The following is a 14,643-nucleotide window of genomic DNA, read 5'->3' as shown; positions in this document are numbered from 1 at the left end:
CGCGCCCCCCGGTCCACCTCTCCCCAGCGGGGAGAGGTCGGATTGCGCTCGGCGATGCGGAGCATCGTCCGAAGCAATCCGGGTGAGGGGCCGCGGCATACTGTGAGGCTGTAACCCCTCACCCGGATCGCATCTTGCGATGCGATCCGACCTCTCCCTACGGGAGAGGTGGACCGAGACCTGTCGGCCGTCCTTGCGTTGCTACGCCGCCTTGGTCGTCACATCAGCTGCGATCGGCAGGCCCTGCTCGATCGGCAGCGAGGGATCGCGCGACCATTCGTTCCAGGAGCCGAAATACATCCGCACGTCCTTCACGCCGGCGTTCTTCAGCGCCAGGAAGGTGTTCGAGGCACGAGCACCCTTGAAGCAGTAGAGGTAGACCGGCGTCGTCTGCGAGATGCCGACGGTGGCGCATTCGGCCAGAATCTCGTCCTTGGACTTGAAGCGCGGGCCTTCGGCGGTCGGCTTCATCATCCGATACCATTCCAGCCAGACGGCGCCGGGAATGCGGCCCTTGCGCGGGCAGAAATCCTTGCCGTACGGAGACGAGCTGTCACCGATCCACTCGTCGACGTCGCGCACGTCGAGGATCGCGATACCCGGCTTGCCGACGGCGGCGAGCATGGTCTTGGCATCGATCAGGATCTCGCCGGCCTCAGGCACGATCGCGAACGAAGCCTTCGCCGGCGTCGGCACGTCCTTGGTCACCGGGAAGCCCGCGGCCGACCAGGCATCGAAGCCGCCATGCAGCACCTTCACCTTGGGATAGCCGAGCATGGTGAGCAGGTAATAGCCGCGGCAGGACTGGCCGAAACCTGAGTTCATCGACTGCTCGTAGATCACGGCGGTTTCCTTGCCCGAAAGGCCGGCACCGCCGAACGCATCGGCGAATTTCGTCTTGAGCTCGGCCATGCCTTCCGGTGTCGAGGTCGCCAGGAACGTAAAGATCTCGTGCACGTTCACGGCGCCCGGCAGGTGCCCGGCGGCGTAAGCATCGGGATTGCGGGTGTCGATGACGACACACGGCTCGGTCTTCAAGAGATCGGCGAGTTCGACGGCAGTGATCAGAACGTCAGTCATGGCAGCCTCTCCGTTGAGGTTGGGGGGTCTTCGGGTGGACTCGTGAAACTTTAAGGCTCGGAACTCAGAAATCGGCGAGCATCTTGCGCAGCTGCTTGGTGGCGGGCGTGACGATCGCGACGAAATAGGCCTCGCGCAGGCGCCGCTGCGCGCGGTGACTTTTGAGATAGCCGCGGGCGCCACAATGCAGCATCGCCGCATGCGCCGCCGCGACGCTGGCTTCGCCGGCGCGAAGCCGCATCGCGATCACCTTGCGCCAGTAGGTCTCCTCCTCGTTGTAGGGATCGCGCGCCAGCGCCATGGCCTCGGCCTCGAGCTCGGCGGCGAGCTCGCGGAAGTGCACCGGCTGCTGCGGCAGATAGCGGTTGATATGGCCGAGGGGATTGTCGACCTCGTCCATGATGTTGATGCAATCCTTGATCACCCCGAGCGCCATGCCGGCCTGGAGCAGGATGAAGCCGGCGCGGATCTTCTTGACGAAGGGCGCGGCGGGATCGGCGAGGATCAGCTCATCAGGCACGAAAGCGTCGCGGAACTGCACGCCATAAGTGCCGGTTCCGTCCATGGCGAGGAACGGCTTGCACGGCGTCAGCGTGATCGCCGGGTCCGAGCAATCGGCCAGGAACATCACAGTGCCGGGTTCGTTCTCACGCTCGAAGATGGTGCCGAAATAATGGTCGGGGCCGAGATTGGAGACCCAGGGCAGCGCACCGCGCACGATGTAGCCGCCCTCGACCTTGCGGCCCTTCAGCTTCAGCTTCTCGATGCCGAAAAAGCTCTTCATGGGATTGGAGAGCCCGGTGCCGCCGAGCACGCGACCGGTCGAGAAGGCATCGCCGAAGCGCTTGGCGAGCTTCACATTGGTGGAATTCGCCGCATACCACACCAGCGTGTTCTGGCACCAGGCCATGAAGGCCGTCGCCCCGCAGACCTCGCCGATCGCCGCCATCGCCTGGATCGCGCAGCGCAGATCGGCGGGGCCTTCGTGCGGCATGTGGCTGCCCCACGCTCCGACCGCGCCGAACTTGCGCAGCACCTCGGCCGGATACACCGACCCCTCGTCGATGCCGGCGGCCAGCGGCGCGAGCTCTTCGCGCGCGATCCGCGCCACCTCGCCCGCAATGGACGGTGCGGGCTGATCCAGAACGTCGGCCCGCGATAAAGCCAGTGAACCCATGATCGTCTCCCGCACCCTGTCCTGATTGCCGCTCTGCTAGATGCCGACCTCGAGATTGACCGGCCGGGTGAAGGTGTTGGCGACCGGCGACCATTTCTTCACATGGGCAACCAGCGCGTTGATCTCCTCCGGCGAGATGCCCTCGCATTCCATGTCGACCTTGACGCGGACGTCGGTGAATCCGACCGGCTTGTCGGAGGTGTCGCCGGTGCCCCAGACCGCGGTGATGTTGAGATCGCCTTCGAGCTCCAGCTCGAGCTTGTTGACGATCCAGCCGCGATGCACGGCGTTGGCATGCAGGCCGACCGCAAGGCACGATCCGAGCGCGGCCAGCGAGGCCTCCGACGGATTGGGCGCGGTGTCGTCACCGAGCAGACCCGGCGGCTCGTCGACGATGTAGGGCGGCAGGTTGCGGATGTAGTTGGCGTGGCGGAATTTGCCTTCCGCGACCGTCTTGCACTTCAAGGTCTTGATGACCTTCGGATTTGCCTTGCCGTTGGCAATCAGTTGCTCGAGCCCGTTCTTGTCGATGGGCGCGAGGCACCCCGTCAGCACTGTCTTCTGAACGACGGCAGTCATCAGTCTTCTCCCTGGCAGAAGTGGAAATCGGCAGGATACCGAACGGTCTGTTTCCTTGCATGGAGCGTGCCAGAGCCCGCGAAAAACAAAAGGCGAAGCTTTGGAGCCGCTTAAGCCTTCCTGCCTGCGGATTGGTCAGCCGGTCCTTGCTCAAAGGCGATGCAGACCGGCCAGGCTCTGCGAATCTTTTCAGCGCGAAACAGATGCGGCTTGCTGATGCGGCACGGCTGCGGGTAAGTTTGAGTCCATGGCAAAGACGTCATCGAGAAAGAATTCGCCCCACACTGCCGCCGCCGAGGACGAGTCCGCACGCGGTCGCCTCTTGAGCGCGGCGACGCATCTGTTCTGCAAGAACGGCATCAACGCCACCGGCATCGATGCGATCATCGAGGAGGCCGGCACCGCCAAGACCACGCTCTACAAATTGTTCGGCTCCAAGACCAACCTCGTCAACGCGGTGCTGGAGAGCGAAGGCAAGCAATGGCGCGAATGGTTCATCGGCGCCATGGAGCAAGGCGGCGGCGATGCGCAGGCGAAGCTGACGCGCATCTTCCCCGCACTGAAGAGCTGGTTCGCCGAAGAGCGCTTCTACGGCTGCCCCTTCATCAACGCCGTCGGCGAGCACGACAAGGACGCCAAGCAGTTCCGCAACATCGCGCTGAAGCACAAGAAGATCGTGCTCGGCCACATCGAGAAGCTCGCCGGCGAGCTCGGCTCAGCCGAGCCCGCGGTGCTGGCGCACCAGCTCGGCCTCATCATCGACGGCGCCATCGTCGCCGCGATGATCTCGCGCGACCCGGGCGTCGCGGATACGGCGGCGCTCACGGCCGGCCCGCTGCTCGGCCAGGCCAAGGCGAAGAAGAAGCGCGCGGCGGATCAGCTCGAGGCGGTCTAACGGTTCTTACTTCGTAGCCCGCATGCAGCGAAGCGGAATGCGGGGACGCTGTCCCGGATTCGCTGCACTGCCAAGCCTCGAGAAGCGTTGAACCCATACTCGATCAAAGCTACCCTTGAAAATCTTCGTCCAGCAAAAACAAGATTCAAGGGGACGTCATGGCTCGCAAGATAGCGGCATTTGCGATCGTTGCTACGAGCATGTGGATCGCTGGCATCGCGGATGCCGAGGCGCAGCAGCCGGAGCTCAGCGCGCCTGACCTGGTCCTCATCAACGGAAAGGTTCTGACGCTGGACGAGCGATCGACTGTCACGGAGGCAGTGGCCGTCGCAGATGGAAAGATCCTGGCAACCGGGCCCAGTGCTTCGATCAAGTCGCTTGCAGGCGCCCGGACCCGCGTGATCGATGTGTCGGGCAAGACCGTCGTCCCTGGATTGATCGATACACACGCTCACTTCAAGGCCGCTGGTCTGGGCGACTACGTCGTCATCATGGGCCGAGCCAAGACGGTCGCGGAAGCACTCGAGGCTATCAAGGCATTTGCTGCGAAGAAGAAGCCGGGCGAGTGGATTGTAGGTGGCGCGTGGCATCCGCCTTCCCAATTGGCCGAGAAGCGTTATCTCACGAGGCAGGAGATCGACAGCGTCGCCCCAGACAATCCGGTCTATCTTCGCACTGTCGGGCACTTCTCGATGGCGAATACGATGGCTCTGCAGCGGGTCGGAATTGACAAGACCACCGAGGACCCGAGCGGGGGAAAGTTTGAGCGCGACGCCGCCGGCGAATTGACGGGCCTGCTTGTGGAGACGGCGATCGATCGGGTCGAGAAGGCCGTACCGCCCTGGACAGAAGACGACGAAATCCGACAATTCACCATTGCAGAAGGCGTATTGAACAGCTTCGGCATCACCAGCGTGGTCGAGGGCGCGACAGAGGCGCGCGACATCCGCATCTTGCGGAAGCTTGTCGCGTCCGGAAAAGCCACTTTGCGCACCGGCGCGATGTTTCGGCCCGAGCCCCCGGCCGATCTGACCGCCTGGGAGGCGATCATCGCAGGCAACGGAGCCTCCTCGGGTTTCGGCGACGATTGGCTCAAGTTCGCCGGTATCAAGATCTTCTACGACGGCGGCATGACGCTGAAAACAGCGCTCATGCGCGACGTGTATCCCGATTCACATGACAACTACCATGGCATTGCGCAGCAAACGCCCGAGCGGCTGAAGCAACTCATCTCCATCTGCAACCGTTATGACTGGCGTGTCGGTGTTCACGTGGTGGGTGACCTCGGTATTGACCAGGTGCTCGATGCGTTCGAGGCGGTGGACAAGGAAAAATCGATCCGCGACCGTCGCTTCGTCCTCATTCACGCCAGCCTGATCCGGCCAGAACAGATGGAGCGCGCGCAAAAGCTGGGAGCGCGCATCGATTTCCAGAACGTTTTCATGTGGGACAAGGCAGCCACCGTCGAACGATTTCTCGGGAAAGCGACCGCTGACCGCGCCGTACCGACCCGGACGTTGATCGAAAAAATGGGGCTCAACAGCCTCGGCGCCGGCACGGATTTTCCCGTGAACCCGATCAATCCCTTCCTCAACATGTACATCATGGTCACCAGGAAGGACCCCAACGGAAACGTCTACGGCTCGGCAGAAGCCATTACGCGCGAGCAGGCCCTGCGGCTCTACAGCAGCGCGGCTTCGCGCTACACGTTCGATGAGGAGCGCAAGGGGACCATTGAGCCCGGAAAGCTTGCCGACATCGTGGTGCTCTCCGCCGACTACACAATCGTGCCGGAGGAGCAGATCAAGGACATCAAAGCGGACATGACGCTCGTGGGCGGCAAGGTTGTGTTTCAGCGCTGAGTCGTAGGGTGGGCAAAGGCGCGCAGCGCTGTGCCCACGACTTTTTTCATGTTTGCGGAGACATGGTGGGCACGGCGTAAGAACGCCTTTGCCCACCCTACAACAGCGGCGCGTGACGCGACCTAAACTCCCTGCTCCATCATCCCGGCAAGCCGCACCAGCTCCGCCTCCAGATCGCGCTCGACATCCGCCGCGCGGATGTCGAGCACCCGGTAGTCGCGCGCTTCCAGCCACGCCCGCCGGGACGCACGGTCTGCTGCGATCGCCTCCCCCTCGCCGGGATTGACCAGCTCGATCGCGATCCGGTGCGGGAACGAGACGAAGTCCGGGATGTGGCGCCCCACCGGGGTCTGGCGCTTGAACTGACCAGCGAAACGGCGGTCGCGGGTGAGCGCCTGCCACAACAGTCGCTCGGCGTCGGTCGGGTTGCGGCGGAGCAGGCGGGCGAGGCCGCGCACGGTCGAGCCGCTGTCGGAGACGCCACCGCCCTGCCCGTGCTCGGCCAGCAGCGCGCGCAGGCGCGTGGCCTGCTCGCCGTCGAGCACGCCGCCCTTGGCCGGGCCCTTGCGCCCCTCGGCGATCGCCATGATCACGCCGTGCAGGGTGTGCATGTCCTGCTTGGTCGGCTCCATCCGGGTGAAGATGTTGCGCAGGTTCACCAGCATGGTGTCGCGCTTCTCGGCAGGCCGCAGGAACTCGACCTTGTCGAGCTCACGCACGAGGTTGTCGAAGAAGGCCTGCATCTGGTGCTGCGAGGCGCGCTCGGAGCGCTCCGGCATGGCGTGCGGCAGTTCGCCGGATGTCGCCCGCTTGAACCATTCATAGCCGATCAGCAGCACGGCCTGGGCGAGGTTGAGCGAGGCAAAGCCCGGATTGACCGGGAAGGTGATGATGCGGTTGGAGAGCCCGACCTCCTCGTTGGTCAGGCCCCAGCGCTCGCGGCCGAACAGGATGCCGGCCCTGCCGCCGGTCGCGACGTGCCCGGCGATCTCGGCCGCTGCCGCATCCGGCCCGACCACGGGCTTGGCCTGGTCATGGGGACGCGCGGTGGTGGCGAACAGCAGGTCGAGGTCGGCGACCGCCTCTTCGACCGTGCTGAACAATTCGACCGTTTCCAGGATGTGGTCGGCGCCGGCCGCAGCCCGCTGGGCCGCGATGTTGGGCCAGCCATCCCGGGGATTGACGATGCGCAAGCGGCCGAGGGCGAAATTGCCCATGGCGCGCGCGGCCATGCCGATGTTCTCGCCGAGCTGGGGCTCGACCAGGATCACGATGGGACCGTCGAGGGAAAGGCCGGCCTTGCTCTTGTCAGTCCCCGACATCTCGCTTTGCTTTCACACTGTCTCTCAAGGCCTTGGCGAGGCCGTCTTCAGGAATTGATTCAAGCCGGTCGTTCGAACTGGTCTTGGGCCGGCTCGGGCGCTGTCCGCCTGTCGTTTGCCTGTCCTGACAAAATTCTCAAGGGAAATAACGGCTTGGATTCGACTTTTGAAACTCGCCTGGAACGTGAGGCCGGCCCCGGCAGCGGCCCGGCCCGCCGCTTCCCGCCTGCGCAAGCTGGATGAGCTAAAAGTGCATAATCCCTTGGCTTTCGCCCGCCGCGCGGCGGTGCTAAGAGGCGGCGGATATTCACGTTGGCGCGCCAAAAGCGCCGTTCCCAAGAGGGCTTCCCCGATCATGGCAAAAATCAAGGTATCCAATCCCGTCGTCGAGCTCGATGGCGACGAGATGACCCGGATCATCTGGCAGTACATCAAGGACAAGCTGATCAACCCGTTCCTGGATGTCGAGCTGCTCTATTTCGACCTGGGCATGGAATACCGCGACCACACCAACGATCAGGTGACCATCGACGCCGCCGAGGCGATCAAGAAGGTCGGCGTCGGCGTCAAGTGCGCCACCATCACCCCCGACGAGGCCCGGGTGAAGGAGTTCAACCTCAAGCAGATGTGGAAGTCGCCGAACGGCACCATCCGCAACATCCTCGGCGGCGTGATCTTCCGCGAGCCGATCATCTGCAAGAACGTGCCGCGCCTGGTTCCCGGCTGGACCAAGCCGATCATCATCGGCCGCCACGCCTATGGCGATCAGTACCGCGCCACCGACATCAAGTTCCCCGGCAAGGGCACCCTCTCGCTGAAGTTCGTCGGCGAGGACGGCACCGTGATCGAGAAGGAAGTGTTCAAGGCGCCCGGCGCCGGCGTCGCGATGGAGATGTACAATCTCGACGATTCCATCATCGACTTCGCCCGCGCCTCCTTCAATTACGGCCTGCTCCGTAATTACCCGGTGTACTTGTCGACCAAGAACACGATCCTCAAGGTCTATGACGGGCGCTTCAAGGACATCTTCCAGGACATCTTCGACCGCGAGTTCAAGAAGGAGTTCGACGCCAAGGGCCTGACCTACGAGCACCGCCTGATCGACGACATGGTCGCCTCGGCGCTGAAATGGTCCGGTGGCTATGTCTGGGCCTGCAAGAACTACGACGGCGACGTGCAGTCCGACACGGTCGCGCAGGGCTACGGCTCGCTCGGCCTGATGACCTCGGTGCTGCTGACCCCCGACGGCAAGACCGTTGAGGCGGAAGCCGCCCACGGCACGGTGACCCGTCACTACCGCGAGCACCAGAAGGGCAAGGAGACCTCGACCAATTCGATCGCCTCGATCTTCGCCTGGACCCGAGGCCTGTCGCACCGCGCCAAGCTCGACAACAATGCCGAGCTCGCCAAGTTCGCGGCCACGCTGGAGAAGGTCTGCGTCGACACCGTCGAGGCCGGCTACATGACCAAGGACCTCGCGCTGCTGGTCGGCGCCGACCAGCGCTGGCTCTCGACCACCGGCTTCCTCGACAAGGTCGCCGAGAACCTGACCAAGGAGCTGGCGCGGTAAGCTACCTGCCCACCCGTCATTGCGAGCGCAGCGAAGCAATCCAGGATCCCTCCGCGGGGACAGTCTGGATTGCTTCGTCGCAAGAGCTCCTCGCAATGACGAGACCGTTGATCGAGGACCGTGCATGCCATCATTCAAGAGCGTTGCATTCGCGGTCTTCGCGCTGGCGAGTGCCCCTGCGCTGGCCGCCGAGCCGCTACCCAACGCCATCGCCGCCCCCGGCGAGACCATCGTGCTCAGCGTCCACGCCGAGGGCGCGCAGGTCTATGAGTGCAAGTCAGCCCCCGACGGCAAGCTCGCCTGGACCTTCCGCGAGCCCGTCGCGACGCTGCTGTCTGAAGGCAAGACCGTTGGCCGCCACTATGCCGGCCCGAACTGGGAGCTCGCCGACGGTAGCGCCGTGGTCGGCAAGGCCGTCGGCAACGCACCGGGCGCAACGCCTGCCGATATCCCGTGGCTCAAGCTGGAAGTCGCCGCCCGCCGCGGCAGCGGCACGCTGACGCCGGTCACCACGGTCCAGCGCATCAACACCCATGGCGGCAAGCTCGACGGCGCTTGCGACAAGGCCGGCGAAATCAAAACCGCGCCCTACGCGGCCGATTACGTCTTCCTGAAGAAGGGCTGACCGCTCAGCGGTCGGTGCCTTCCTTCTCCGCCTGCGCAAGCTCCGCGAGCGCGAGGTCGCCGGTGTCGGCGAGCCGCGCCTTTGCGGTCTCGTGGACGTGGGCGGCCAGCGTCGGCATGCGCGCGATCAGGGCATGGAAGTCCTGCGCGTCGAGCACGAGCAGCCGCGTCTTGCGCGTTGCCGTCACCGTGCCGCTGCGCTTGGTCTTGTGCAGCAGCGCGATCTCGCCGAAGAAGGTGCCGTCGGCGAGGCGCACATGCTGGTTCGGCAGCGCTATCTCGACCTCGCCGGCGGTGATGAAATACATCGACGAGGCGACATCGCCCCGTCGCACCAAAATCTCGCCCTGCTCGATGGTGCGCGCCCGCAGCAGGCGCATGATGTCGGCGATCTCCGCGGCGGAGAGGTGCGAGAACAGCGGCACCCGCGCCAGCATGCCCCAGGTGACGACGAAATCGCGCCGCTTGACCTCTTCGGCGAACGCCGAGGAGATGATCGCGACCGGCAGCGCGATCATGGCAAAGCCCGAGATGATCGCGAAGGTCGAAACGAACTTGCCGAGCGGCGTCACCGGAACGACGTCGCCATAGCCGACGGTGCCGAGCGTCACGATCGCCCACCACATCGCCTGCGGGATGGTGCCGAGCTTGTCGGGCTGCACGTCGCGCTCGATGGCGTAGAGCAGCGAGGCGAAGGTCAACACGGCGCCGATCAGGATGACGATGCAGCCGATCAGCGCGCGCCGCTCGGCATGCACGGCCGCGAGCAGCGAGCGCATCGCCGGCGAATACCGTATCAGCTTGAAGAACGGCAGCACGCCGAGCGCGGCCAGCGTCGCGTGCCGGCCGGTCGCGAGCACGATCGCTGCGGGGAGGAACGCCATGAGATCGATGATGCCGAGCGCCGAGAAGGCATAGCCCAGCCGGTCGGACAGCGCCGACCCCTTGCGCTGGGTATGCCCCGCCACCGTCCACAGCCGCGCCGCATATTCCAGCGCGAACACGATCACCGCGAGGACGGTGATGCCTGCGAACAGCATGCCGAACTGCGCATCGAGCTCCGGCACCGAGGCGAGGATCATCGCGGCGACGTTGAGCACGATGACGGCGATGATCAGCTGGATGAAGCGCGACCCGACCGAATAGGCCAAGGGATCGTGATCCAGCAATTCGTAGAGGCGATCCCTCAAGTCCGGATCGGAAAGCCCACGTCCTCGCGGAACGAGGCGCATGGGCCTTTAAGCGCCTGCCATCGCTTTTTCGATCGCGCTCAAGGCTTCGGACGCCTTGGCGCCATCGGGGCCGCCGGCCTGGGCCATGTCGGGCCGGCCGCCGCCGCCCTTGCCGCCGAGTGCCTCGGAGGCGATGCGCACGAGATTCACGGCGTTGAAGCGCGCGGTGAGGTCCTGCGTGACGCCGACCACGATACCGGCCTTGCCGTCCTCGGTGACGCCGACGATGGCGACGACGCCCGAGCCGATCTGCTTCTTGCCGTCGTCGGCGAGGCTCTTGAGATCCTTCATCTCGATGCCTTCCACCGCACGCGCCATCAGCTTGACGCCACCGGCCTCGCGCACGCCCGACGCTGCGCCGTTGCCGGCGGAGGCACCGCCGCCCATCGCCAGCTTCTTGCGGGCGTCGGAGAGCTCGCGCTCGAGCTTCTTGCGCTCCTCCATCAGAGCGGCGATGCGCGCCGGCACGTCGTCGAGAGAGGTGCGCAGCTCGTTCGCCGCGGTCTTTGCCAGCGCCATGGTGTCGTTGGCGTGTTTTCGCGCGTAGTTGCCCGTTAACGCCTCGATACGGCGCACGCCGGAGGCGACCGCGCTTTCGCTCGTGACCGTGATCAGGCCGATATCGCCGGTGCGCTTGACATGGGTGCCGCCGCAGAGCTCGACCGACCAGCCGAGCGCGTTGGCGCCGCGCTCGCGCGCGGTCCTGCCCATCGAGACGACGCGGACCTCGTCGCCATATTTCTCGCCGAACAGCGCGCGCGCCCCGGCCTCGCGGGCCTCGTCGACGCCCATGACGCGCGTGGTGACCTCGTCGTTCTCCAGCACCACGTCGTTGGCGATGTCCTCGACCCGGGCGAGCTCCTCGGCCGTGATCGGCTTCGGATGCACGAAGTCGAAGCGCAGCCGGTCCGGCGCGACCATCGAGCCGCGCTGGGCGATGTGATCGCCGAGCACCTGGCGCAACGCCTCGTGGATGATGTGGGTCGCGGAGTGATGGGCGCGGATGGTCGAGCGCCTGGAATGATCGACCTCGAGCTGCAGCGCCGTGCCGAGTTTCAACTCGCCACTCTCGACCGTGCCGATATGGACGAAGAGATCGCCGAGCTTCTTCTGCGTATCGGTGACGCGGACCTTGATGCCGCCCTCGCCCGAGAGCACGCCGGTATCGCCGACCTGGCCGCCCGACTCCGCATAGAACGGCGTCTGGTTCAGCAGAAGCGCGCCGGTCTCGCCGGCCTTGAGGCTCGCAACCTCGGCGCCGTCCTTGACCAGCGCGGAGACCACGCCTTCGGCGCTCTCGGTCTCGTAGCCGAGGAATTCGGTGGCGCCGAGCTTCTCGCGCAGCGGGAACCAGATCGCTTCGGACGCGGCCTCACCCGAGCCTTTCCAGGACTCGCGCGCCTTGGCCTTCTGGCGCTCCATCGCGTCGGTGAACGCCGCCTGGTCGACGCCGATGCCGCGCGACTTCAGCGCGTCCTGCGTCAGGTCGAGCGGGAAGCCGTAGGTGTCGTACAGCGTGAAGGCGACGTCGCCGTCGAACATGTCGCCCTTCTTCAAGGACGCGCTCTTCTCGTCGAGAATGGCAAGGCCCCGCGACAGCGTCTTGCGGAAGCGGGTCTCTTCCAGCCGCAGCGTTTCCTCGATCAGCTTTTCCGCGCGCATCAATTCCGGATAGGCCTGGCCCATCTCGCGCACCAGGGCCCAGACCAGCCGATGCATCAACGGCTCCTTGGCGCCCAGGAGCTGCGCATGGCGCATCGCGCGGCGCATGATCCGGCGCAGCACATAGCCGCGGCCCTCGTTCGAGGGCAGCACGCCGTCGGAGACGAGGAACGCCGAGGAGCGCAAATGGTCGGCGATGACGCGGAACGAGGCGGCATTCTGCGCGGTCGGGCCGCTGCCGAGCGCGGACGCGGTGGCGTCGATCAGGTTGCGGAACAGGTCGGTCTCGAACACGCTCTCGACGCCCTGGAGGATGCAGGCCATGCGCTCCAGGCCCATGCCGGTGTCGATCGAGGGACGCGGCAGACCGACGCGCTCCTCCTTCGTCACCTGCTCGTATTGCATGAACACGAGATTCCAGAATTCGAGGAAGCGGTCGCCGTCCTCTTCCGGCGAGCCGGGAGGACCGCCCCAGATGTGCTCGCCGCGGTCGATGAAGATCTCCGAGCACGGGCCGCACGGCCCGGTGTCGCCCATCGCCCAGAAATTGTCCGAAGTCGGAATGCGGATGATGCGGTCCTCGGAGAAGCCGGCGATCTTCTTCCACAGACCCGCCGCCTCGTCGTCCGTGTGATAGACGGTGACGAGCAGCTTGTCCTTCTTCAGCCCGAACTCCTTGGTGATCAGCTTCCAGGCGAGCTCGATCGCGCGCTCCTTGAAGTAATCGCCGAACGAGAAATTGCCGAGCATCTCGAAGAAGGTGAGATGGCGCGCGGTGTAGCCGACATTGTCGAGGTCGTTGTGCTTGCCGCCGGCGCGCACGCATTTCTGCGAGGTGGTGGCGCGCTGATAGGGCCGCTTCTCGACGCCGGTGAAGACGTTCTTGAACTGCACCATGCCGGCATTGGTGAACATCAACGTCGGGTCGTTGCGCGGCACGAGTGGCGAGGACGGCACGATCTCGTGGCCGTTCTCGGCAAAGTAGTTCAGAAAGGTCGACCTGATCTCGTTGACGCCGCTCATGTTCATCCAATCGGGTATGCTTGGGCCCGCTTCTCGCCGTCCAAACCGGGCCGTTCAGGCTGATATCTGCGGGCCAAAGCGCTTTTAGACAAGGCCAGCTTCGCTGTCCAGAAACTGTGCAGGGAGATCAGAGGGTTGCCGCAGGCGCTCAATCCCCTTGCAATCCCGTTGGATAGGACGTGCGGACGCGTTGACAGGCTTGGCTCCCCTGTGGTCTCTACCCATCTGTATCGTACGGCCACGTCGGGAGAGACCGGCTACTAGTTAGCCGGCGCCGAAGGAGCAACCGCCCCGGAAACTCTCAGGCAAAAGGACCGCGTGGCTTTGACAGCATCTGGAAAGAGGCGCCGACGGGTGTAGACCCGGACAGCGTCCGCCGACGGGATAATACTCTCAGGCACAGCGACAGATGGGGCTTCGACTGGTGTCCATCGGGGAATCCTCCCCGGGGAACCGCCGAGGGCCCTCAAGATGCTAGCTCACGACCAAGACTCCCTGAAACGCACCCCCCTCTACGACCTCCACGTGTCCCTGGGGGGCAAGATGGTGCCGTTCGCGGGCTATGACATGCCCGTGCAGTACCCCGCGGGCGTGCTGAAGGAGCACCTCCATACCCGCACCAAAGCCGGCCTGTTCGACGTCTCCCACATGGGCCAGCTCCGCGTTCTGCCGAAGTCCGGCAAGGTAGAAGACGCTGCCCGCGCGCTGGAGCGGCTGGTGCCGCAGGATATCGTGGCGATCGCCGCGGGGCGGCAGCGCTACGCCCAGTTCACCAACGAAGACGGCGGCATTCTCGACGACCTCATGGTCGCCAATTTCGGCGATCACCTGTTCCTGGTGGTCAACGCCGCCTGCAAGGCCGAGGACGAGGCACATCTGCGCGCCAACCTGTCCGACGACTGCGTGATCGAGCAGCTTGCCGACCGCGCGCTGATCGCGCTGCAGGGTCCAAAGGCCGAAGCGGCGCTGGCGAAACTCTGTGCAGAGGCGCCGGCCATGACATTCATGGACGCCGGGCCGCACGAGGTCGCCGGCATCAAGTGTTTCGTCTCGCGCTCCGGCTACACCGGCGAGGACGGCTTCGAGATCTCGGTTCCATCAGGCGATGCCGAACGCCTCGCAAAAATGCTGCTGGCAAATCCCGACGTGCTCCCGATTGGCCTCGGAGCCCGCGACAGCCTGCGGCTGGAAGCCGGGCTCTGCCTGTACGGCCACGACATCGACACCACGACCTCACCGGTCGAAGCCGCGCTGGAATGGTCGGTGCAGAAGAGCCGCCGCACCGCCGGGGCGCGCGCCGGCGGCTTTCCCGGCGCTGCGAAGATCCTCGCCCATTTCGATGGCGGCGCATCCCGCCGCCGCGTCGGCCTGCTCGCCGAGGGCCGCGCGCCGGTGCGCGAGGGCGCGCTGCTGTTTGCCGACGCTGCCGGTGGCGAGCCGATCGGACAAGTCACGTCGGGCGGTTTCGGCCCGAGCCTGAGCGCGCCGGTCGCGATGGGCTACGTGCCTGTGAGCCTCGCTGCGCTCGGCACAAAGCTCTTTGCCGAGGTGCGCGGCCAGCGGCTGCCCTTGCAGGTTGCTGCAATGCCCTTCGTCAAAAACACCTACAAACGCTGA

The 14,643-nt window shown here is 65.1% G+C and carries 11 protein-coding genes and 1 riboswitch; of the genes, 5 read left to right on the top strand and 6 right to left on the bottom strand.

The genetic code is table 11. The annotated features are described in order from the left end of the window. Positions 1–201: 201 nt before the first annotated feature. From ACNJYD_RS14050 to ACNJYD_RS14040, 3 genes are all read right to left on the bottom strand, one after another. Entirely contained in the window at positions 202–1,080 is an 879-nt protein-coding gene (locus ACNJYD_RS14050; RefSeq protein ID WP_439366684.1) for a sulfurtransferase, read from the bottom strand. 64 nt (positions 1,081–1,144) lie between these two features. Beyond that, positions 1,145–2,257 carry an acyl-CoA dehydrogenase family protein gene (locus tag ACNJYD_RS14045; RefSeq protein WP_439366683.1) on the bottom strand — a complete coding sequence of 371 codons (1,113 nt, stop codon included), beginning with the start codon at positions 2,255–2,257 and terminating at the stop codon, positions 1,145–1,147. 36 nt (positions 2,258–2,293) lie between these two features. Then, positions 2,294–2,836, bottom strand: coding sequence for an OsmC family protein (locus ACNJYD_RS14040; RefSeq protein WP_212258008.1), 543 nt, complete (start codon positions 2,834–2,836; stop codon positions 2,294–2,296). Positions 2,837–3,083: 247 nt separating this feature from the next. Here ACNJYD_RS14040 and ACNJYD_RS14035 point away from each other — a divergent pair, with 247 nt between their 5' ends. Both ACNJYD_RS14035 and ACNJYD_RS14030 read left to right on the top strand, forming a co-directional pair. After that, positions 3,084–3,731 (top strand): TetR/AcrR family transcriptional regulator, encoded by a 648-nt coding sequence (locus ACNJYD_RS14035; protein WP_172782940.1) that lies wholly within the window; start codon positions 3,084–3,086, stop codon positions 3,729–3,731. A 158-nt stretch (positions 3,732–3,889) separates the two neighbouring features. Next, positions 3,890–5,593 carry an amidohydrolase gene (locus ACNJYD_RS14030; RefSeq protein ID WP_439366681.1) on the top strand — a complete coding sequence of 568 codons (1,704 nt, stop codon included), beginning with the start codon at positions 3,890–3,892 and terminating at the stop codon, positions 5,591–5,593. Between the two features lie 122 nt (positions 5,594–5,715). Here ACNJYD_RS14030 and ACNJYD_RS14025 read toward each other — a convergent pair whose 3' ends face one another. Then, positions 5,716–6,915: a TrmJ/YjtD family RNA methyltransferase gene (locus ACNJYD_RS14025; protein WP_439366680.1), complete on the bottom strand. Its 1,200-nt coding sequence runs from the start codon at positions 6,913–6,915 to the stop codon at positions 5,716–5,718. Positions 6,916–7,270: 355 nt separating this feature from the next. Between ACNJYD_RS14025 and ACNJYD_RS14020 the strand changes: the two genes are divergently transcribed. After that, complete coding sequence (locus ACNJYD_RS14020) at positions 7,271–8,485, top strand: NADP-dependent isocitrate dehydrogenase (RefSeq protein WP_439366679.1); 1,215 nt, start codon at positions 7,271–7,273, stop codon at positions 8,483–8,485. 124 nt (positions 8,486–8,609) lie between these two features. Further along, the gene (locus ACNJYD_RS14015) at positions 8,610–9,110 is read left to right on the top strand and encodes a DUF3455 domain-containing protein (protein WP_439366678.1); all 501 of its coding nucleotides are present in this window, start codon (positions 8,610–8,612) and stop codon (positions 9,108–9,110) included. A 4-nt stretch (positions 9,111–9,114) separates the two neighbouring features. Here the strand turns inward: ACNJYD_RS14015 and ACNJYD_RS14010 are convergent, their stop codons facing one another. Continuing rightward, positions 9,115–10,341, bottom strand: coding sequence for a cyclic nucleotide-gated ion channel (locus ACNJYD_RS14010; RefSeq protein ID WP_439366677.1), 1,227 nt, complete (start codon positions 10,339–10,341; stop codon positions 9,115–9,117). A 6-nt stretch (positions 10,342–10,347) separates the two neighbouring features. Next, positions 10,348–13,026 carry an alanine--tRNA ligase gene (gene alaS / locus ACNJYD_RS14005; protein WP_439366676.1) on the bottom strand — a complete coding sequence of 893 codons (2,679 nt, stop codon included), beginning with the start codon at positions 13,024–13,026 and terminating at the stop codon, positions 10,348–10,350. Positions 13,027–13,260: 234 nt separating this feature from the next. Continuing rightward, positions 13,261–13,352, top strand: a riboswitch (glycine riboswitch). 145 nt (positions 13,353–13,497) lie between these two features. On the opposite strand from alaS, the gene gcvT reads away from it, so the two are divergent. After that, complete coding sequence (gene gcvT / locus ACNJYD_RS14000; protein WP_439366675.1) at positions 13,498–14,643, top strand: glycine cleavage system aminomethyltransferase GcvT; 1,146 nt, start codon at positions 13,498–13,500, stop codon at positions 14,641–14,643.

It is taken from the genome of Bradyrhizobium sp. SPXBL-02 (assembly GCF_051853065.1).
Lineage (GTDB): Bacteria > Pseudomonadota > Alphaproteobacteria > Rhizobiales > Xanthobacteraceae > Bradyrhizobium.
Note: the sequence above shows the minus strand (reverse complement) of the source record. Positions and strands in the feature narration are given on the sequence as shown.

What these genes read in the sequence shown, in the direction of transcription:
- ACNJYD_RS14040 (WP_212258008.1), bottom strand. Translation starts at nt 2,836, where the DNA reads ATGACTGCCGTCGTTCAGAAGACAGTGCTGACGGGGTGCCTCGCGCCC.
- ACNJYD_RS14010 (WP_439366677.1), bottom strand. Translation starts at nt 10,341, where the DNA reads ATGCGCCTCGTTCCGCGAGGACGTGGGCTTTCCGATCCGGACTTGAGG.
- ACNJYD_RS14025 (WP_439366680.1), bottom strand. Translation starts at nt 6,915, where the DNA reads ATGTCGGGGACTGACAAGAGCAAGGCCGGCCTTTCCCTCGACGGTCCC.
- alaS (WP_439366676.1), bottom strand. Translation starts at nt 13,026, where the DNA reads ATGAGCGGCGTCAACGAGATCAGGTCGACCTTTCTGAACTACTTTGCC.
- ACNJYD_RS14050 (WP_439366684.1), bottom strand. Translation starts at nt 1,080, where the DNA reads ATGACTGACGTTCTGATCACTGCCGTCGAACTCGCCGATCTCTTGAAG.
- ACNJYD_RS14015 (WP_439366678.1), top strand. Translation starts at nt 8,610, where the DNA reads ATGCCATCATTCAAGAGCGTTGCATTCGCGGTCTTCGCGCTGGCGAGT.
- ACNJYD_RS14020 (WP_439366679.1), top strand. Translation starts at nt 7,271, where the DNA reads ATGGCAAAAATCAAGGTATCCAATCCCGTCGTCGAGCTCGATGGCGAC.
- ACNJYD_RS14030 (WP_439366681.1), top strand. Translation starts at nt 3,890, where the DNA reads ATGGCTCGCAAGATAGCGGCATTTGCGATCGTTGCTACGAGCATGTGG.
- gcvT (WP_439366675.1), top strand. Translation starts at nt 13,498, where the DNA reads ATGCTAGCTCACGACCAAGACTCCCTGAAACGCACCCCCCTCTACGAC.
- ACNJYD_RS14045 (WP_439366683.1), bottom strand. Translation starts at nt 2,257, where the DNA reads ATGGGTTCACTGGCTTTATCGCGGGCCGACGTTCTGGATCAGCCCGCA.
- ACNJYD_RS14035 (WP_172782940.1), top strand. Translation starts at nt 3,084, where the DNA reads ATGGCAAAGACGTCATCGAGAAAGAATTCGCCCCACACTGCCGCCGCC.